Below are 18,089 nucleotides of genomic sequence, written 5' to 3' on the forward strand. Positions count from 1 at the left end.
CGCGGCCCGGCGGGTGCGAGGCGCCTCACACCGCGACGTACTCCACCGGTTCCGTGCCCGGCACTGCCTCCGCGCGGCCGAGTTTCACCAGGCGGCGCAGATGGGCCTCGGCCTCGCTGACGGCGATGTTCCGGGAGCCGTAGGGGATCTGGTCCCAGGGGCGGTTCCACTCCATCCGCTCGGCGAGCTGCCAGGGGGTGAGCGGGGTGGCGAGCAGGCCGAGGAGTCCGGTGAGCCGCTCCTCGTGGTGGTCGAGGAGCTCGCGGACCCGGCCGGCGGCGTCGGTGAAGGCGTGCTGGTGGGCGGGGAGGACCTCGGCGACGCCGAGGCGGCCGATGCGTTCGAGGGAGTCGAGGTAGTCGCCGAGGGGGTCGGTCTCGGTGAGGTCGTCGGGGTCCTCGTAGAGGCCGATGTGCGGGGAGATCCCGGGCAGCAGATGGTCGCCGGAGAAGAGCCGGCCGTGGCCGGGCAGCCGGGAGGGGTGCTCCTCCTCCAGGTGGAGGCAGACGTGACCGGGGGTGTGGCCGGGGGTCCAGATCGCGCGCAGTCGACGCCCGGCGAGGTCGAGGAGTTCGCCGGGGACGATCTCCCGGTCGGGGAGGGCGGAGTGCAGACCGGGCAGGGTGCGCATCCGGCCGGATGCGCGGGCGGCCCGCAGCGGGGCGAGGTGGTCCTCGGGGGCGCCGGCGGTGGCGAGCTTGCGGGCGAGGTAGTCGAGCCAGGTGCCGGGTTCGGACTCGCGGGTGCGGCGTACGACGGCGGTGTCGGCGGCGTGCATGGCGATCCAGGCCCCGGACTCCTCGCGGACCTTGCCGGAGAGCCCGTGGTGGTCGGGGTGGTGGTGCGTGATGACGACCCCGTGGACCTCCGATACGTCGAGCCCCAACGCGTCGAGCCCGCCGGTGAGTTCGGACCAGGAGGCGGGATCGTCCCAGCCGGTGTCGACGAGGACCGGACCGCGGTCGGTGTCGAGGACGTGGACCAGGGTGTGGCCGAGCGGATTGTCGGGGATGGGCACCCGGAGCGACCAGACGCCTCCGCCGTGCTCGGTCACCTGGGGCATGGGTCCCTGCATGGATCCTCATCTCTCCACGGCGGTACGGAGCGTGTTCGACCGTTGCCCATCATAACTAGAACTGACGATCCGTCAGGGTAGTCGCTGGTGAGTGGACTTCCCCCCGCCTGTGACCAGCGAACCAGTTGTCGTTGCTGGTCGTTGCTGGTCGATGCCCAGCCCTCTTGCACGGCCCACGGACGGCCCGAGCGATCGGAACTTGTCGAGCGCTCGCCCAAGCCGGCCAGGGTCCCTCGCGCGACCTTTGCTCCTGGCGCCCCTAGGTGGGCGATGCGAAGGGGCCTCCCGTGCGGATGGCCCGACCGCACCCAGCGTGCTTTCACTTCTCACGGGTTCCGTAAGGGCTGCTCGCGGCGGGCGCCCTGACGCTACGCTGCGGCCGTGGAGCATGAAGAACCAGAGAAGGTAAGCGAAGATGGTCCCGTCCCCCATCGCGGCGTATTCGATGGATTTTCGGGTTATGTAACCCCCACCGATGAAGATTGGAGGGGTGTACTCCGTAATGGTCTCGTGGTAATCGACACGAACGTTTTGCTGAATCTCTATCGATATAACCAGGCGGCTCGTGAGGCGTTTCTGGGAACACTTCAGAGTCTCGGAGGCTGCCTGTGGGTTCCTCATCAGGTGATGGAAGAGTTCTGGCGAAACAGGGAGGGGGCGATCGAGGACCCCGGTAGGCAACTTGCTACTTCTGAGCAGGCCCTGAAGAAGGGGTTGCAAAAGGCCATAGAGGATCTTCGAGGGTGGGCGAACAGGGTCTCGCTTGAGCCGTCCAATGTCGAAAAGCTTGAGTCAATTCTCGACGTGGCATTTGAGAAAGTCATCGAGTCGATGGCTGAAGTCGTCAATGGTGGCGAAGGGGAGATGTCGCGAGACACGTCACGGGATAAGGTAATTTTGGCCCTAGATGCTCTCCTGAAGGGAAAAGTGGGGCCGCCTTTGGAGCAAAAGGATCTTGCGGAGCAAATTGCAGAAGGCAAGAGGCGTATTCAGAATCAGGTGCCACCAGGGTTTAAGGATAAGTCGAAAGCTTCCCGAGGGGACGACTCTGAGGTCGGGGATTACCTTGTCTGGGTTCAGCTCATTAGAGAGGCAAAAAAGAGGAGTGTTGATGTTCTTTTGGTGACTGGGGATGTCAAGGAAGATTGGTGGAGGACGCGTCATAATATTCCTGTCGGCCCGCGCAATGAACTGTCTGAGGAGTTGCGGCAGGAGGTCGGGACGCGACTTTACATGCTTAAGCCTGAGAAATTGTTGTCTTACGCGCGAGATTTCCTTCAAGTTGAAGTTGCTGAGGACTCGGTTCAGAATGTCGAGATGGTGGCTGCTCAGTCCACCGCCGACGCGGCGTTTCGGGCCCTGGGCGAACGAGCCGAGTATGACGCGACCGGAGCCGTTCTAGGGGCGTGGAATGAGGTTGAGGCCGCACTTGAGAAGCTAGCTCCCGGAAGTGCTTTCGGTCAGGCACGCGTGACGTCTGGAATGCGCTTGAGGCTCCTGGAGAAGATCCATGGACCGACAGATGTTATGAGGCGAGTCCGTGAGCTGCGAACCGTCCGCAACAAGATTGCGCACGGCGATGAAGTTGAGTTTACCCAAGAAGGTGCGCTGGCGTTTGTGGCAATGGCCAGAGAGGTTGTGGATTACCTAACTCTAGTCAACGCTCCTCGATATCAGGCGGCGCAGCTTGAGGCTGCGATCCATGAAGCGCTTAATCGCGGTGGATTTTCCGTAACGGAAAGTCGCGTAGATGGATCGCTGTTTGACTTCCTGGTCGGCGACCCCATGAATCCCGGCTCATTCGCCGCGGTTGAGGTCCAGTTTATCGCCGGTGGTTCGTTTAATGAGAGTAATCTTTCCAGAGAGGCTGGAAGACTTGCTACCGTCGGAACCGGTGTCATTTCACTGCTTGTGGTGACTAACGCTCCTCTGGCGCCGCGGGTGCAAGAGTTCAATTCTGCCATTGACGGTTCGTCGGGTCTCGCGGGTCGGCGTCTAGAAGTTGTTCAGTGGAGAGGGCCGGACGATGATTCGGTCCTGATCAGGGCTCTGGGGAGAGCGATGCGAAAATCTGGTCCGCAGTGAACTGTCTATTCCGTGGCCGATGAGCAGGAGAGCCGAAGGGGCGCATTAGACCCCGCTAGTGATGCTAAGAATGGTGCGGAAGCCCGTAGCGAGCTTCCGCACTACTTGCGTGGGTCGCCCGATCGATGTATTGGCTATGCCTGCGGATGGGCAAGAGCGTGAGCAATGGTCCGCATATCCGATACCACGGTGTCGGCGCCCGCGGCGATGAGGCTGGGCTGCTTACCTGCTTTGTTCGCGAACCCGATACTTCCCGCTCCTGCCGATCGTGCCGCCGTGATGTCAGTGACAGAATCGCCGACCAGTGCCGACCGCTCAGGCGAGACGTCGAGAATCACCGCGGCTTCCAGTAGGGGGTACGGCGACGGTTTCATGAGATCCGGCCGAAGGGCCGGTCGACCGACCACGGTCTCCACTACCCGGGAGAGCCCCTGTGCCGTGAGGTAGACATGCACGCAGTCCACGGAATTGTTGCTGACGATGGCCACGCGTCGCCCCGAAGCGCGTGCGGCCGTCAGGGCCTCGACTGCCCCAGCCGTCGGGGCCCCAGCGACGCCGACCGCCCGAATCTCTGCGTCCGTGAGTGCCGCCTCGACAGCGGCCAGGACACCCTGCCCGCCCTCGCGCGCGAGCTGGTGAACCATCATTGGGTCGTCCGTCGCGTGGGCCCTGTGCGCGAGTTCCGGGGCGAGCGTGGCGAGCAGTGCCGAGAGGTCTTTGGCGACCCCCGAGGCGGGGAGCCCCTGGAAGACGTGGCAGATCGGGCCGTCGAAGTCGAAGAGGATCGCATCGTAGTTGGCGAGCATGCTGGTCAGCGGGTCAGAGTGCATCCGCGGTGGTCTCCCGTCCGATGGTCTCCCACACGCTGTCGAACCACATCCGTGCCTGCTCCACCTGCTGGGCGCCACTGGACGAGTCGCCGTCGTTGAGGGAGTGGTGGAACAGGATGGTGTCCTTGCCCACCAGGTCGTAGATCTCGATGGCTTCGCCCTGAGCAACCACCTTGTTCGGGCGGATCGGGTAGTAGCCGAAGAACGCGTCTTCCTTGTTGACGACGTAGAGCTTGAAGAACTGCGTGCCGCTGTGGACGCGCACGCTGACGTTGCCTTCCTGGACGAGACCCAGGTGCTCCAACTCGCTGATGGAGTCCGTGATGCTCCGGGTGTAGCCGACCATGATGTCGTGCATGCGAGCCCGCAGCCGGGGGTCGTCGGCACAGTCCTCGCGACGTACGGGTGCCGCCTGGGGGACAGCCATATCCGGGACGAGGATCCGAATTTGGATGCTGGAGGGCGTCAGCCGTCCGGTCCGGATCTTGTCGAGCGGTTCCTGTAGGGCGCCGTGGAGCGTCTCGCTGGAGAATCCCGCGAAGTCGATCGTCACGTTCCGGCTGGCGAATGCCTGCTCCACGTAGGGGCGAAGCCCCGCCGGCCGCTCGGTCCGGTGTCGGACGAACACGCCGCTGCCCTTCCGGGAGACGACGAGCCCTTCGTCCTCAAGGTCCCGGAGCGCGCGCTGGATCGTGGCTCGGGCGAACCCGTAGTGCTCTGTCAGCTTCGCGTGTGACGGCAGCTTCTCTCCGGGGCCGAGCTTCCTGGTGCGGATCGCCGCACCCAAGCTGCGGGCCACCTGCTCATACGGCGGTCGGTCGTCGTCCGGGTCCAGCGGCTCAAGCTCAAAGGTCATGCCCTCGATGCTACGGCGAACCTGACTATTTGAGCAGCCTGGCTAGTCACATGTTGACGTGGCTAGCCAGGCTGGCTATGTTCATCCTGTGCCCACCGGGCTAGCCAAGTGAGTCAGGCTGAACGGGAGAGCTGTGTCGTCAAGACGCAGGTCAGGGGCGTGCTTGCACGACAAGGAGCCCCTGAGAGATGGGGCTGAGGGCCCCGGATCCCTGGTCAACCGGAGGGCGAGACCGAAAGGTCGCCGTCTCGCATGCCTAAGCCGGGAGCTCGTGTTCCCGAAGGCGAGACATCCGCACCACCTGCTCCACCTGATCCGCAGCGGTTGCTGCGGCCGGTTGCCTCCTCCGCCCGTCCGGTCCCCGTTCGCGGGGTGCCGTACGGGCGGGGTTGAGGGGAGCCGGAGATTCCTGGTTCTAACGGCGAGAGGCCCCGGTGGTAGGACACCGGGGCCTCGGTTCGGGCCGTTCCTGACTGGAAGGAACACACCCAATGTTGTCCATCGCTGCACTTCAGGCCGTTGTTACGGCTACCCCGTTCGACGGTGAGCCGTCGGACGCCGAGCTGAACGCGATCGAGAACGAGATGCCGCTGATCCTGGCGGACGTCGAACTGCTCGACGCGGTGATCAAGACGCTGGACCGTCCCGTCACCAAGCTGGACGAGCGGCGGATCCGCCGGGCCCGTCACCGGGTCGTGGCGGCCCGCCGGGACCTCACGAACCGCGCCGCCGTGCAGTCGGGCGGTGCCGCGTGAGGGCCCGGACGTTGGCGGACTTGTCCGCCCCGCTGCTGGCGCTGCGGCTGCTGACGGCGGAGTTCGCGCACATGGCGGCGCCGACCGTGGAGGTCTCGCCGATCTACCCGGAGCGGCTGGAGCTGACGTTCCACGACGACTTCGCCGCCTTCGAGGCGTGGCGCGAGGCCTTGAACATCGCCCCCGAGTCCGTTGTTCATCGCGTTCAGGTCGGCGGTCAGACCGGCGTCCTGCGTGTTCACGCGACGTTCGCCGGGGCTGAGCTGGAGCTGGTCGGCTACGCGAAGGTCCCGGCCGTCAAGTCGGTTCTGGCGGGTGCGGGAGTTGGGTCGTGAACGGTGTTCAGATCCGTTCAGCGGAGCGGGCCCTGTCAGTGGGCACGTGGCTGATCGTGGGCGGGGCGATGCTGTACTCGGTCCTCACGGTCACCCCGTTGATGGCCGCCCACACGCCGGCCGAGTGGCGGTGGACGTCCCCGATTCTGCCGCTCGTGGTGGACGCGGCGGTCGTCATCGTGGTCCGTCTCGACTCCGTCCTGGCCCGTCTGGGCGGGCATGGCGGACGCTGGCCGGTCACGCTGCGGTGGATGACCGGCGGCATGACCCTGGCCCTGAACGTCGCCGACTCTGCTCTGAGGAAAGACCTGGTCGGGGTGGCGGTCCACGCGGTGGCGCCGCTGCTGCTGATCGTCACGGCGGAGACTGGTCTGGCCTACCGCCGGGCGATCACGAACGCGCTCGCCGCACATCAGGAGCGTGAACGCGCTGAGCGGGACGCCCGGGAGAGGGCCGCTGTCGAGCGTGCGGACGCGGCGGAGAAGCGGGCTCGTGAGGCGCGGGAGTTCGACGCCCGGATGGCGCGTGAACAGCGCGAGCATGAAGCCTCCCTGGCCCGTGAACAGGCTGAGCGGGAAGAGCGCGCGCGGCGTGAGGAGCGCGAGCGGGCCGAGGCCGTCGAGAGGGCGGAGCGGGCCGAGCGTGAGCGTGCCGAGCGTGAGCGTGAACAGCAGCGCATCGAGCGTGAACGCCGTGAACGTGACGCTGCCGCGCGCATGGAGAGGGAGCGTCGGGAGCGCGAGGAGCGGGCCCGGCGTGAACAGCGCGAGGAGGCCGAGCGTGCCGAGCGTGAACGCGCCGAGCTGCTCGCCGCCGGCCCCGCGCTGGTGAAGCAGTCCGAGGAGCAGGCCCGTAAGACCGTGGCCGCCGCCTACGCGGCGAGCGTCCCGGTGCGGCAGGCCGCTGAGCTGTGCGGCTGGTCGGTGGGTTGGGTCTCCAGCCGCTACCAGGAACTGCGCGACCAGGGTCCCGCCCAGCCGCTTGAGGAGGCCGCCTAGTGAGCGCGCTGCCCGTCTACCGCTGGCGGCTCGCGCCGGAGGGGCTGGCCACCTTTCGCCAGCTGCGGGCCATGAACCTGCGGCCCGGTGGTCAGCCGGTGGTGGCCCAGCTCGAACGGCCCCGCCGGAAGCGCGGGCCGCTGGTCGCGTTCCTGTACCGGGTCGACCTGGCCCGGCCGGTCCGGCCGATGACTCCGGCGCGGTGGGCGGCTCTGGAGCGGGCGAACGCGGCCCGCCGGGTCTGCCCGGAATGCGGGCGGGACGCCGGATACCGCATCCCCACTTCGCTCGGCATGTGCGTCCCGTGTGCGGACGCTCCCCAACTCGCTGCCTGACCTGGAGGTTTCCCGTGCAGAGCAACACCCAGCAGGGCTCGCACATGTACGTGCTGACCATGCAGAACCGCCAGGAGAGCGCGTGCACCCTCTCCGGCACCTACACCCCGCCGCCGGGGCTCACCCGGTTCGACATCCTCGCCCAGCTCCGTCTCGACGCGGTGCGCCAGTACCCGTCGATGGAGGGTGCGGTCGTCCTGCACTTCGCCTTCGAGCCCAACACCGTCTGAGGAGGCCCGCTGTGTCCCGATCCCGATCCCGTTCACGTTCGCGTGCGGTGAAGGTGCCTGCCGGCGCCACGACCGTGCGTATCCCCAGGCAGCGCGGCTTCCGCCCCGCCGCCCCGGTCGTCGTCCTCATCCCCGAACAGCGGCCCTCGCTCACCTCCCGGGCCGCGTGGGCCGTCGGGGGCTGGCTGTGGCGTCACCGCACGATGTGGGCCCCGTCCGGCATCGCCGTCGGCGTCCTCGCCGCCGTCGGAGCCGTGCACGTCATCGCGCCGTGGATGGTCTGGGCCCTCGCCGCCCTGACGCCCGCGCCCGCCGGCGGGCTGTGGTGGGTCCGCCGCTCACGTCCCGACGCCTTCGGCGAGCACACCGCCCGTCTGGTGGCCCTGACGGTCCTGGCCACGGCCGCACTCGGCTGGGCCGCCGCCACGGTCCACTTCGGGCCGCTCACCGGCCCGCTGATGTGGCTGTGGCTGCTGCTCGCCACGGCCGCGCAGGTGTTCTGGCTCGTCGTCCGCCGCTCCCACTGACCTGAGGAGTTCCCGTCATGGCCCAGATTCCCAACAGTCGCCGCACCACCCGCCCCCGGCAGCCCCGGCCCAGCACCAACAACGCGGGTCCGAGTAACGGCAAGTCGGACAAGTTCGCCAGCGCCGGTGCCGCCGTCGGCGGTTTCGTCGGCGCGATGGGCGGCTCGTTCGCCCCGCCGATCAACGTCACCGTCAACCGCACCACCAACCGCGGTGGGGGCGGGCGCCGGCCGCACGCCGAAGCGCTGCTGCCCGCACCGGACTTCAGCTCACCGGCGCAGGTGCGGAACTACTGCAACAGCCTGCGGGCCGCCGCCGTCGCCCTCTCCATCGAGGTGGCGATGGGGACGGAGATCCTCAAGAGCGTGCTTGCGGCGGTCCCGGACCCGGAGGGCCGCATCGGCGGCTCCCGCATCCGGGCCGCGAAGGTGTCCCGCAAGCTCCGCAAGGCCGCCGACGACCTGCGCGACGCGGCCAAGAACGCCGCCGCCGCATACGCCACGTTCCAGCAGGAGTACCAGGAAGAGATCAACCGAGTCCGCCACCGCGCCCGCCCCCGCGCCACACCGCGCATGGACTGGGCCCAGCAGTAGCCGAAGGGAGAACGGCCATGGCACGCAAGCACACGGAATACGTCCTCGACGACCACCCACGGGGCGGTTCGGAGAGCGGGAGCATCGGCGGCTACCTGCTGCACCGGGCCAAGCCGCATCTGCCGCCGTGGCTCGGCGTCGCGGGCACCGGCCTGGCCGGGGCGCTGGGCCACATGCGGTGGGCCGACAGCGCCGCCGCCGGCGTCGGCCTCACGGTCGCCTCGGTGGCCCTGACCGGTGCGACATGGTGGATCGGCAGGAACACCAGCCAGCAGCGGCGCCTGCACTCCGCGATCACGGTGGCCGCGGGGTCGGCGTGGCTGACCGGCGCGTGCCTGGCCGGACCGGCCGCCGGACCGCTCGGGGACCTGTTCCTGATGGGCGGCCCGGTGATCGCCCTGTCGTGGAACGTGCGCATGGTCATGCGCCGCACCGACGCCGACGCCGCGGCCTCCAGTTCCGACAAGGGGCTGCTGGAGAAGGTCGGCCTGGCGCGGGCGGCGATCGGTGCGGCGAAGGTCGAGCCGAACCGGGTCACCGCCCCTATCGCGCTGGAGCCGGGCGAGCAGACCAACGACGACGTCACCAAGGTCCTCCCGCGGCTCGCCTCAGCCCTGGACCTGCCGACCACGGCCCTGCGCTACATGCCGAACGCCGACTCCGCCCGGCGCGGTGAGCTGGTCATCGTCCCCGAAGACATGCTCGCCGAGGTCGTCGAGTACGACGGACCGTCCCAGCTGGGTGGCTCGATCGCCGACCCGCTGATCATCGGCCGGTACGACGACGGCTCGCCGCTCATGCTGTGGCTGCCGGGTGACCCGGAGGCGGGCCGCAACGCCACGCACGTGCTGATCGCGGGCGGCACTGGCTCCGGCAAGGGCGACGGCGCTCTCAACGTCCTCACGGAGATTCTCTCCCGCCGGGACGTCAACGTGTGGCTGTCCGACCCGAAGTCCTTCCAGGACTTCCGCCCCCTCCTGCCCGCGTTCGACTGGGCCGAGGAAGGCGGAGCGGGTACGGAGGCGATGGTCGAAGCACTCCAGGCCGTCATCCCCGCCCGGACCCGTTGGCTCGGTGCCCACCGCTACCGCCAGTGGCTCCCCGAAGCCGCCGAGCGGCAGACCGATCCGGCGCACTCCTGCCGGAGTGATGGCACGGCGTGTGGCTGCCCCGGCATGGCCTACCTGGTCGGTTGGTTCGAGGAGGCCGCCAACACGCTGCGCGCGCTCGGGGACGACGCGTTCACCGGCATCGCTCAGGAGGCCCGTGCGGCCGGCGTCTCCCTGGTCGTCTCGCTCCAGCGCCCGAGCTATGACCAGATGAGCACCAGCACCCGCGCGTCCCTCCCGTCGGTGATCGCGTTCGGCTGCGACCCCCGCGACGAAGGGTTCTCCCTTCCGGAGACGGTCATCGACTCCGGCGCCCACCCCGGAGCGTGGGGGAACCGGCGCCCCGGCTACTGCTACGTCGTCTCCCCGGGCATCCCCGAGGACCGCTACCCCGCCCCGGGCCGCACCCGCCGCTTCACCTCCCGCTCCATGGACGTGATGGAACAGCTCGCGGACTGGGCCGCCGCCCACGGCCCGGCTATGGACCCGATCACCACCCGGGCCGCCGAGGGCACCGTCGGCAACGCCTACACCAAGCGCCGCCGCCACACCCTCGACAGCACCCCCGCCCCTCAGACCGGCCCGTCGGAGGTGGACGGTGTGGAGGAGGACGACATGTTCGAGGACTCGTTCATTGACCCGGAGGACCACGGTATCGACCCCGAGGCCGACCTCCCCGACGACGAACCGGGCGACGACGAGCCCGTGTTCGGCACGGACACCGGCCGTAAGCCGAGCCCGGATGAGGCCCGGCTCCTGCTCGCTCAGGCGCTGGAGGAGTTCGAGGAGGAGGGCCGGATGATCGTCGGCCCGAAGGACTTCACCGACTGGTGCGACACCCACGGCTACAGCCGACCCTGGGTCTCCGCCCGGCTCAAGGACGCGGCCATGGACGGCCGCCTCCAGCCCACCAACCAGAGCGGGCGGTGGCGGATCGTGCCCGTCCTGGCCGCCGCCTGACACCCCGCGTGACGCCTGACACCGTCACGGGCCCCTGACACCCAAACCCTCAGGCAAACGGGGGTGTCACGCGCCCCTGACACCCCCGCGTGACACCCCCTGACACCCACGCCCACGGGCCCGTGACACTCACCCGTCACGGGCCCGTGCCGTACCCCGAGGACTCGCCATGCCCTACCCCGAGCAGCCCCCCGGGCCCACCGCCGTCCACTACCCCGTCCCCCTCCACCACTCCGCCGTGAGCGCCCCGCTCGCCGCCGCCCCGCCAACCGGGCTCCCGGCCGTGCAGAGCATCCAGCTCCCCGACGGCCGCATCATCACCGGCTACGCCCTCGCCCCCGCCTTGCCCGCCCCCGTGCCGGCCGCCCGGCCGGTCCCGGCATGGGCGAAGACCACCGCACTGCTCGCGCCCACCGTCGGTGGCGGCGTCGCCGCCGCCAGCATCGGACTCTCCTACGCCGCCCCGGGACTGATCGCCATGAGCCACGCCCTGTGGTCCGCCGCCGCCCTCATCGTCGCCACCGTCATCGCCGTCCCCGTCCTCATCCGCACCGCCCGACGCGCCACCGGCAGCGGCGGCGGCGGGTCGGGGGCGACGACGCACATCACGCAGAACATCACCGCCACCGGCCTGTTCGGCCGCGCCAACGGCACCATCAACCACCACTAGGAGCGCAACCGATGGCCCACATCCGGATCACCTCCTACGGCACCGGACACGACGACAACCCCGCCGCCCCCGACCCGGTCGTCGTCGACACGACCGCCCTGCACAACCCGCCCGACGACCCCGCCGTCCGCGCCACGCTGACCCAGCTCACCGGACGACACCCCGACGTCGCCGCCTACGTCCTGGCCACCCCCGGCGCCCACAACCTCCTCGACACCGCCCGCCGCGACATCGAACAGCGCATCGTCCGGGGCGAGCAGCACATCGACGTCCACGTCCACTGCTACGGCGGCCGACACCGCTCCGTCGCCATCGCCGAACTCCTCGCCGCCGACCTCTCCGTCCTCGACGACTACGTCCACACCCACCACCGCCACATCAACCACCCGATCCTCCCCGCCCGCACCCCCCTTCTGACCGACCAGCGGTGACCGTCCTCACCCCCGTCACCACCACCGCCCCGCCCGCCGTCGTCGCCAACGACGTCGAGCCGGGCAGCGCGGCCTGATCGCCGCGTAGCAGCACGAAGGGCGGCCCCCGTCTCGCCAAAGTCCGGGGCCGCCCTGCTCTCCATCGATCTCTCTACAGACCTGTGGAGGTCTCCAGCATGACCCAACCCACCCCGATCCGGCGAGACGGCGAGCACCCGTCGACGCTCGACGCCGCTCTCAGCGCCGCCGACCGCGGCTGGCAAGTCTTCCCGCTCCGCCCCGGCACCAAGCGGCCCGCGCTCCACGGTGAGGAGCAGTGCCCGCGGATCCGGGACTGCGCCGGCGGGCACCGGAAGTGGGAGGACCGTGCCACGACCGACCCGGACCGGATCCGGCGGGCGTGGGCGGACCGCCCCTTCAACGTCGGCATCGCCACCGGCCCGTCCGGGCTGCTCGTCGTCGACCTCGACATGCCCAAGCCCAACAGCAGTCAGGACGCGCCTGACGGCGCGACGACCTTCGAAGCGCTCTGCGAGCGCGCCGGACAGCCCGTCCCCGCCACCTACCGCACGCGGACCGCGAGCGGCGGGACGCACCTCTACTTCACCGCCCCGCCCGGTATCCGCATGCCCAACTCGGCAGGAAAGCTGGCCAAGTTGATCGACACCCGCGCGTGGGGCGGGTACGTCGTCGCCCCTGGCAGCCTCACCCCCACCGGCCCGTACACGGTCCTCGACGACCGCGCCCCCGCACCCCTCCCCGCGTGGCTGCACAGCCTGCTCACCCTGTCCCGCTCGATGGCGCCGTCCCGTGCGGCGGTCGCCGACCAGGCGGTCCGTGCCCAGCGGTACGCGCTGCGCGGCCTGGAGGCCGAGACCGCGAGCGTGGCGGGGGCGATGCAGGGCGAGCGTAACTCCACGCTGCTGTCGGCGGCGCGAGCCTTGGGGCGGTTCGTCGCGTGGGGCGATCTTCCCCGGGACGTGGTTGAGGAGGCTCTTCAACAGGCGGGGGAGGCTGCCGGCCTGGCGCCGAAGGCCTGTGCGGCGACGATCCGCAGCGGGCTGAACTGGTCCATCGCCCACAACCCGCAGCGGCGGGCCGCATGAACCACCCGACCCCTCCCCTGTTAAAGAGCCACACCCGGACCACGAACCAGTCCAGCGCCGCCGAGCAGCCGGTAGCCCCGGTAGCCGTGGGCGCCCAAAGGGTCGTCGCCGAAGGCGTCCCTTCTGGTTCTGACCCGCACCCCACCACCGGCCCCCGGATCGTCGGGATGCTCCACATCACCCTGCCTGACCGCGGCTCCGTCCCCAGCGCCACGTCCCGCTGCGAGTGCGGACGCGACCTGTTCGCCACGGGCCACCACCAGGTACTCGCCCTCGTCGCCGACCACACCGCCCACCGGGCCCTCTGCCCGCTCCTGACCGAAAGGAAGGAAGCCGCATGACCCAGCAGCCCATCGACGGCGCCGCCCTGCTCAACGAGGTGGAGGCCTTCCACCGCCGGTTCAACGTCTTCCCCCGTGAGGCCGCCTACGTCGCCGTCGCCCTGTGGGACGCCCACTCCCACCTCCTCGACGCCTTCGACTCCACCCCGCGGCTCGCGTTCCTCTCCCCGGAGCCCGGCTCCGGCAAGTCCCGCGCCCTGGAGGTCGTCGAGACCCTCGTACCGCGGCCGATGCTGGCGGTGAACGCGCGGGCCGCCGCCCTGTTCCGCTCGGTCTCCGACCCCGCCGGACGGCCCACGATCCTCTTCGACGAGATCGACACCGTCTTCGGCCCCAAGGCCGGAGACAACGAGGAACTCCGCGGCTTCCTCAACGCCGGCCACCGCCGCTCCGGCGTCACCTACCGGTGCATCGGCGACGGCGGCAACCAGACCGTCGTGGAGTTCCCCTCCTACACCGCCGTCGCCGTCGCCGGACTCGGCGGCCTGCCCGACACCATCACCACCCGCTCCGTCATCATCCGCATGCGCCGCCGCGCCAGGAACGAGCACGTCGAACCCTTCCGGGCCCGCCTGCACGAATCCGAGGGCAACCAGCTCCGCGACCGGCTCGCCCAGTGGGCCGACCAGGTCCGCGAGGACGTCGCCGGACGCTGGCCCGAGATGCCCGACGGGGTCACCGACCGCCCCGCCGACGTCTGGGAGCCCCTGCTGTCCGTCGCCGATGCGGCCGGTGGGGACTGGCCCGAGCGTGCCCGCGCCGCGTGCGTGGAGCTGGTCAACGCGGCCCGCGCCGACGACAAGGGCTCGATCGGCATCCGGCTCCTCACCGACCTCCGTGACCACGTGCTGGTCGGCATCGACCGGCTGCCCACCGTCGCCGTCCTCGACCGGCTCTGCTCCCTCGACGAGGCGCCATGGGCCGACATGAGCGGCCGGCCGCTCGACTCCCGAGGGCTCGCGAAGATGCTGGGGGAGTACATGACCAGCGACAACACCCCGGTCAAGGCCCGCAACATCAAGACCGCCGGGACCGTCCTCAAGGGCTACTACGCCGCCGACCTCCACGACGCGTGGGCCCGCTACTGCCCCCCACCCCTCCTGAGGGCCGCTACCTCCGCTACCTCCGCTACCCCGCAGGTCAGCGGCCCGGAAACGGTAGCGGAAGAGCTCTTCCCGTCCGCTACCTAAGCGCTACCCGCTACCGGCCCCGCGCCCCCAAGGCCGGGGCCGGTAGCGGACACGTCCGCTACCGCTACCCCTCTCCGCTACCTCGATCATGCCCCTGACCAGGGCGGTAGCGGAGGTAGCGGAAGTAGCGGACCTGACAGGAAGGGGCGGGAAGCCCCGCCGCGTCGAGCCGACGACAGAGGAGATGACCGTGGCATCCGCTGTGACCACCCTGCGGGCCGGACTCCCGGACCGCTACCTCACCCCGGACGACATCGCCGAGTTGTTCGGCGTGCCGCTGGAGACCGTCTACCAGTGGCGCCGGAAGCGCACCGGACCGCCCGGGTTCCGGGTTGGCAAGCACGTCCGGTACGACCCCGTCGCCGTCCAGCGGTGGACGAGCGAGCGTATGGCTGCCGACCTGGCCGCCTGAGGCCGACAACCGATCAAGCCGTTCCGTGGGGCGGGGCCGTGGCCCCGCCCCACGGTCATTCTCGAAAGGCACTACCGCATGGCTGGCCACATCCAAGACCGTTGGTTCAAGGACGAGCAGGGAGACGACGGTAGGACTCGGCGCGTCAAGACCGATCGCTACGGAACCGGCCTCCGGTACCGGGCCCGGTATGTCGGCCCGGACGGAACCGAGAAGTCCAAGAGCTTCCCCGACAAGCAGAAGCGGCTCGCCGAGCAGTGGCTCAAGAGCATCGAGGTGGACATGGCTCGGGGCGAGTTCATCGACCCCAAGGCCGGGCGCACCACCTTCCAGCAGTACGCGGGACGGTGGGTCGCCGCCCAGACGACCGACATCGCCACGCGCACGAGCGTGGAGTCCAGGATCCGGCTCCACGCCTACCCCCACATCGGATCGCGCCCCCTCGCGGCCTTCCAGCCCGAGCACATCCGGGAGTGGCTGCGGAAGCTGGAAGACGCGGGGTTGGCCGCCTCCTCCCGCCGCGTCATCTTCGCCAACGTGTCGGCCGTCTTTACGGCCGCCCTCGACGACCGGCTCATCTCGCGGAACCCCTGCCGCGCGGCTTCGGTCAAGGCGCCGGCACTCTCGTCCAGTCGCGTCCGGCCGTGGAGTGCGGAGCAGGTGTTCGCCGTACGGGAGGGGCTCCCGGCCCACTACCGAGCGATGACCGACGTCGGTGGTGGCTGTGGGTTGAGGCAGGGCGAGATCTTCGGACTGCCGGTCGATGAGGTTGGCTTCCTCACTGGGTGGCTGCACGTCGGCTATCAGGTGAAGTTGATCGGCGGCAGGGCAGTCTTCGCGCCGCCGAAGCGGGGCAAGGTGCGTGATGTGCCGCTGCCCGAGCACGTCGGCCGAGCGCTCGCGGCGCACATGGAGCGCTTCCCGCCGGAGGAGGTCACGTTGCCGTGGGAGACCCCTGACGGGCCGCCGGTGACCAAGAGGCTGCTCTTCACCACGGAGGAGGGCAAGGCGGTGGGGAGGCACTACTTCAACACGGCCTCCTGGAAGCCCGCGTTGGTGGCCGCCGGCGTCATTCCCCAGCCCGAGCCGGGGGAGCGGATCCAGGAGTCGCGGGAGCACGGGATGCATGCTCTCCGGCACTTCTACGCCTCCGTGCTGCTGGACGCGGGGGAGAACATCAAGGCACTGAGTGGCTACCTCGGCCACGTCGACCCCGGGTTCACGCTGCGGGTGTACACGCACCTCATGCCGAGCAGTGAGAGCCGCACCCGGACGGCCGTCGACGACATGTATCGGAGGGTCGCCGGAGCGTCTGACGGCCCGGGGACGGCCCAGGCCGCATGACGGAGGCCCCCACCAGCCGCAAAACGGCTGGTGGGGGCCCATTCCGTCCGGGGCATTGCTCCCTATAACTAGAACTGGTATCAGTTCTGAGACATCGTCAGAAGATTCCATCTCCCCAGAAGGCGGCGGTCATGACCGAGCTTGTGGAGCACGGAAAGCTGTTCATCGGCGGGGAGTTGACCGACCCGCTCGGCGAGGACGTCATCGAGGTCGTCTCCCCGCACACCGAGGAGGTCATCGGGCGCGTCCCGCACGCCTCCGCCGCCGATGTCGACCGGGCCGTGGCGGCCGCCCGCCGGGCCTTCGACGAAGGGCCCTGGCCCCGGATGTCGGTGGAGGAGCGGATCGCCGTCGTCAGCCGCATCAAGGACGCGATCGCCGTACGCCACGAGGAGATCGCCCGCTCCATCAGCGCGCAGAACGGCTCCCCGTACTCCTGGTCCGTCCTCGCCCAGGCGCTCGGCGCGATGATGGTCTGGGACGCGGCGATCACCGTCGCCCGGGACTTCACGTACGAGGAGCGGCGCGGCGGCATCCTCGGCCCGCTGCTCGTCCGGCGCGAGCCGGTGGGTGTGGTCGCGGCCGTCATCCCGTGGAACGTGCCGCAGTTCACCGCGGCCGCCAAGCTGGGGCCCGCGCTGCTCGCCGGCTGCACGGTGGTCCTCAAGCCCTCGCCCGAGGCGCCGCTCGACTCGTACATCCTCGCCGACATCGCCACCGAGGCCGGGCTGCCCGAGGGGGTGCTCAGCATCCTGCCCGCCGACCGTGAGGTCAGCGAGTACCTCGTCGGCCACCCCGGCGTCGACAAGGTCTCCTTCACCGGTTCGGTCGCCGCCGGCAAGCGGGTCATGGAGGTGGCTGCCCGCAACCTCACCCGCGTCACCCTCGAACTCGGCGGGAAGTCGGCCGCCGTGATCCTGCCCGACGCCGACCTCGCGGCCGCCGTCGCCGGGATCGTCCCGGCCGCCTGGATGAACAACGGCCAGGCGTGCGTCGCGCAGACCCGGATCCTCGTCCCCCGCTCCCGGTACGAGGAGACCGCCGAGGCCTTCGCCGCGGCGGCCGGCGCGCTCGTCGTCGGCGACCCGCTCGATCCGGCCACCCAGGTCGGCCCGCTGGTCGCCCAGCGGCAGCAGCAGCGCTCCCTCGACTACATCCGCATCGGCCAGGAGGAGGGCGCCAAGGTCCTCTCGGGCGGCGGACGTCCGGCCGGTCTCGACCGGGGCTGGTACGTCGAGCCGACGCTCTTCGGCGGCGTCGACAACTCGATGCGGATCGCCCGCGAGGAGATCTTCGGCCCGGTCATCTGCCTCCTGCCGTACGGGGACGAGGCCGAGGCCCTCCGGCTCGCGAACGACTCCGACTTCGGGCTCAGCGGCAGCGTCTGGACCGGGGACGTGGAGCACGGCATCGACTTCGCCCGCGGCGTGCGCACCGGCACGTTCAACGTCAACACCTTCAGCCTGGACATGCTCGGACCCTTCGGCGGCTACAAGAACTCCGGCCTGGGAAGGGAGTTCGGCCCCGAGGGCTTCGGCGAGTACCTGGAGCACAAGATGATCCACCTGCCGGCCGGTTACGAGGGCGGCGCGTGATGGGAGACCGCTGGCACGTCGAGGTCGACCGGAGCGTCTGCATCGGCTCCGGCATGTGTGTGAACCACGCCCCGGACGGCTTCCGCCTCGACACCGCCCGCCAGTCCCACGCACGCGAACCGGAGTCGGACGCGGGCGAGACACTGCTCGCGGCGGCCGAGGGGTGCCCGGTGGAGGCCATCGTGATCACCCTCGCGGAGGGCGGGGAACCGGTGTTCCCGCCGGAGGAGTAGCCGGGCCGCCTGAACTGCCGTGACCTGCGCGTACCGCGTGTGTGAGACTCCCTCGGCACATGTACACACGCGCAGGGAA

The 18,089-nt window shown here is 69.7% G+C and carries 21 protein-coding genes; 18 read left to right on the top strand and 3 right to left on the bottom strand.

The features are described 5' to 3' along the window. Nucleotides 1-25: 25 nt before the first annotated feature. Nucleotides 26-1,063, bottom strand: a complete 1,038-nt coding sequence (locus N5875_RS27090; RefSeq protein WP_338496691.1) for an MBL fold metallo-hydrolase — start codon at nucleotides 1,061-1,063, stop codon at nucleotides 26-28. Nucleotides 1,064-1,456: 393 nt separating this feature from the next. Here N5875_RS27090 and N5875_RS27095 point away from each other — a divergent pair, with 393 nt between their 5' ends. Beyond that, nucleotides 1,457-3,160: a PIN domain-containing protein gene (locus N5875_RS27095; RefSeq protein ID WP_338496693.1), complete on the top strand. Its 1,704-nt coding sequence runs from the start codon at nucleotides 1,457-1,459 to the stop codon at nucleotides 3,158-3,160. A 134-nt stretch (nucleotides 3,161-3,294) separates the two neighbouring features. On the opposite strand, the gene N5875_RS27100 is transcribed toward N5875_RS27095, so the two are convergent. Beyond that, entirely contained in the window at nucleotides 3,295-3,966 is a 672-nt protein-coding gene (locus N5875_RS27100) for an HAD family hydrolase (RefSeq protein WP_338496696.1), read from the bottom strand. A 13-nt stretch (nucleotides 3,967-3,979) separates the two neighbouring features. After that, nucleotides 3,980-4,846, bottom strand: a complete 867-nt coding sequence (locus tag N5875_RS27105) for a winged helix-turn-helix domain-containing protein (RefSeq protein ID WP_338496698.1) — start codon at nucleotides 4,844-4,846, stop codon at nucleotides 3,980-3,982. A 491-nt stretch (nucleotides 4,847-5,337) separates the two neighbouring features. On the opposite strand from N5875_RS27105, the gene N5875_RS27110 reads away from it, so the two are divergent. The 17 genes from N5875_RS27110 to N5875_RS27190 all read left to right on the top strand — a co-directional run bounded on the left by N5875_RS27110 (nucleotide 5,338) and on the right by N5875_RS27190 (nucleotide 18,010). Beyond that, nucleotides 5,338-5,601, top strand: a complete 264-nt coding sequence (locus N5875_RS27110; RefSeq protein ID WP_338496699.1) for a DUF6284 family protein — start codon at nucleotides 5,338-5,340, stop codon at nucleotides 5,599-5,601. After that, nucleotides 5,598-5,936: a hypothetical protein gene (locus tag N5875_RS27115; protein WP_338496702.1), complete on the top strand. Its 339-nt coding sequence runs from the start codon at nucleotides 5,598-5,600 to the stop codon at nucleotides 5,934-5,936. The genes N5875_RS27110 and N5875_RS27115 overlap by 4 nt, the downstream gene beginning before the upstream one ends. Continuing rightward, a complete protein-coding gene (locus N5875_RS27120; RefSeq protein ID WP_338496704.1) occupies nucleotides 5,933-6,934 on the top strand; it encodes a DUF2637 domain-containing protein in 1,002 nt (333 codons plus the stop codon). Before N5875_RS27115 ends, N5875_RS27120 begins: the two co-directional genes overlap by 4 nt. Next, nucleotides 6,934-7,269, top strand: coding sequence for an RRQRL motif-containing zinc-binding protein (locus N5875_RS27125; RefSeq protein WP_338496705.1), 336 nt, complete (start codon nucleotides 6,934-6,936; stop codon nucleotides 7,267-7,269). The genes N5875_RS27120 and N5875_RS27125 overlap by 1 nt, the downstream gene beginning before the upstream one ends. A 14-nt stretch (nucleotides 7,270-7,283) precedes the next feature. Next, on the top strand, nucleotides 7,284-7,499 hold the full coding sequence (locus N5875_RS27130; RefSeq protein ID WP_338496707.1) for a hypothetical protein: 216 nt from the start codon (nucleotides 7,284-7,286) through the stop codon (nucleotides 7,497-7,499). Between the two features lie 47 nt (nucleotides 7,500-7,546). Continuing rightward, nucleotides 7,547-8,026 carry a hypothetical protein gene (locus N5875_RS27135; protein WP_338496708.1) on the top strand — a complete coding sequence of 160 codons (480 nt, stop codon included), beginning with the start codon at nucleotides 7,547-7,549 and terminating at the stop codon, nucleotides 8,024-8,026. A gap of 17 nt (nucleotides 8,027-8,043) precedes the next feature. Beyond that, nucleotides 8,044-8,619, top strand: a complete 576-nt coding sequence (traA, locus tag N5875_RS27140) for a plasmid transfer protein TraA (RefSeq protein WP_338496710.1) — start codon at nucleotides 8,044-8,046, stop codon at nucleotides 8,617-8,619. A gap of 17 nt (nucleotides 8,620-8,636) precedes the next feature. Further along, entirely contained in the window at nucleotides 8,637-10,688 is a 2,052-nt protein-coding gene (traB, locus tag N5875_RS27145; RefSeq protein WP_338496713.1) for a plasmid transfer protein TraB, read from the top strand. A gap of 169 nt (nucleotides 10,689-10,857) precedes the next feature. Continuing rightward, nucleotides 10,858-11,358, top strand: coding sequence for a hypothetical protein (locus N5875_RS27150; RefSeq protein ID WP_338496715.1), 501 nt, complete (start codon nucleotides 10,858-10,860; stop codon nucleotides 11,356-11,358). Nucleotides 11,359-11,369: 11 nt separating this feature from the next. Then, nucleotides 11,370-11,789 (top strand): RNase adapter RapZ, encoded by a 420-nt coding sequence (locus N5875_RS27155; protein ID WP_338496716.1) that lies wholly within the window; start codon nucleotides 11,370-11,372, stop codon nucleotides 11,787-11,789. A gap of 176 nt (nucleotides 11,790-11,965) precedes the next feature. Continuing rightward, nucleotides 11,966-12,895, top strand: coding sequence for a bifunctional DNA primase/polymerase (locus N5875_RS27160; RefSeq protein ID WP_338496717.1), 930 nt, complete (start codon nucleotides 11,966-11,968; stop codon nucleotides 12,893-12,895). A gap of 167 nt (nucleotides 12,896-13,062) precedes the next feature. After that, complete coding sequence (locus tag N5875_RS27165) at nucleotides 13,063-13,236, top strand: hypothetical protein (RefSeq protein ID WP_338496718.1); 174 nt, start codon at nucleotides 13,063-13,065, stop codon at nucleotides 13,234-13,236. Then, entirely contained in the window at nucleotides 13,233-14,426 is a 1,194-nt protein-coding gene (locus tag N5875_RS27170) for a DUF3631 domain-containing protein (protein WP_338496719.1), read from the top strand. Before N5875_RS27165 ends, N5875_RS27170 begins: the two co-directional genes overlap by 4 nt. 184 nt (nucleotides 14,427-14,610) lie before the next feature. After that, the gene (locus N5875_RS27175; RefSeq protein ID WP_338496721.1) at nucleotides 14,611-14,838 is read left to right on the top strand and encodes a helix-turn-helix domain-containing protein; all 228 of its coding nucleotides are present in this window, start codon (nucleotides 14,611-14,613) and stop codon (nucleotides 14,836-14,838) included. Nucleotides 14,839-14,916: 78 nt separating this feature from the next. Further along, the gene (locus tag N5875_RS27180; RefSeq protein ID WP_338496723.1) at nucleotides 14,917-16,182 is read left to right on the top strand and encodes a site-specific integrase; all 1,266 of its coding nucleotides are present in this window, start codon (nucleotides 14,917-14,919) and stop codon (nucleotides 16,180-16,182) included. A gap of 131 nt (nucleotides 16,183-16,313) precedes the next feature. Continuing rightward, nucleotides 16,314-17,777, top strand: a complete 1,464-nt coding sequence (locus tag N5875_RS27185) for an aldehyde dehydrogenase (RefSeq protein WP_318210969.1) — start codon at nucleotides 16,314-16,316, stop codon at nucleotides 17,775-17,777. Then, complete coding sequence (locus N5875_RS27190) at nucleotides 17,777-18,010, top strand: ferredoxin (protein WP_338496726.1); 234 nt, start codon at nucleotides 17,777-17,779, stop codon at nucleotides 18,008-18,010. The genes N5875_RS27185 and N5875_RS27190 overlap by 1 nt, the downstream gene beginning before the upstream one ends. Nucleotides 18,011-18,089 lie beyond the last annotated feature (79 nt).

This window comes from Streptomyces sp. SJL17-4, assembly GCF_036826855.1.
Taxonomy (GTDB): domain Bacteria; phylum Actinomycetota; class Actinomycetes; order Streptomycetales; family Streptomycetaceae; genus Streptomyces.

Bases quoted from the DNA above. Each gene is read 5' to 3' on its own strand.
- N5875_RS27160 (WP_338496717.1), top strand. From the start codon at position 11,966: ATGACCCAACCCACCCCGATCCGGCGAGACGGCGAGCACCCGTCGACG.
- N5875_RS27185 (WP_318210969.1), top strand. From the start codon at position 16,314: ATGACCGAGCTTGTGGAGCACGGAAAGCTGTTCATCGGCGGGGAGTTG.
- traA (WP_338496710.1), top strand. From the start codon at position 8,044: ATGGCCCAGATTCCCAACAGTCGCCGCACCACCCGCCCCCGGCAGCCC.
- N5875_RS27190 (WP_338496726.1), top strand. From the start codon at position 17,777: ATGGGAGACCGCTGGCACGTCGAGGTCGACCGGAGCGTCTGCATCGGC.
- N5875_RS27100 (WP_338496696.1), bottom strand. From the start codon at position 3,966: ATGCTCGCCAACTACGATGCGATCCTCTTCGACTTCGACGGCCCGATC.
- N5875_RS27180 (WP_338496723.1), top strand. From the start codon at position 14,917: ATGGCTGGCCACATCCAAGACCGTTGGTTCAAGGACGAGCAGGGAGAC.
- traB (WP_338496713.1), top strand. From the start codon at position 8,637: ATGGCACGCAAGCACACGGAATACGTCCTCGACGACCACCCACGGGGC.
- N5875_RS27165 (WP_338496718.1), top strand. From the start codon at position 13,063: ATGCTCCACATCACCCTGCCTGACCGCGGCTCCGTCCCCAGCGCCACG.
- N5875_RS27170 (WP_338496719.1), top strand. From the start codon at position 13,233: ATGACCCAGCAGCCCATCGACGGCGCCGCCCTGCTCAACGAGGTGGAG.
- N5875_RS27105 (WP_338496698.1), bottom strand. From the start codon at position 4,846: ATGACCTTTGAGCTTGAGCCGCTGGACCCGGACGACGACCGACCGCCG.
- N5875_RS27155 (WP_338496716.1), top strand. From the start codon at position 11,370: ATGGCCCACATCCGGATCACCTCCTACGGCACCGGACACGACGACAAC.
- N5875_RS27150 (WP_338496715.1), top strand. From the start codon at position 10,858: ATGCCCTACCCCGAGCAGCCCCCCGGGCCCACCGCCGTCCACTACCCC.
- N5875_RS27110 (WP_338496699.1), top strand. From the start codon at position 5,338: ATGTTGTCCATCGCTGCACTTCAGGCCGTTGTTACGGCTACCCCGTTC.
- N5875_RS27175 (WP_338496721.1), top strand. From the start codon at position 14,611: ATGACCGTGGCATCCGCTGTGACCACCCTGCGGGCCGGACTCCCGGAC.
- N5875_RS27090 (WP_338496691.1), bottom strand. From the start codon at position 1,063: ATGCCCCAGGTGACCGAGCACGGCGGAGGCGTCTGGTCGCTCCGGGTG.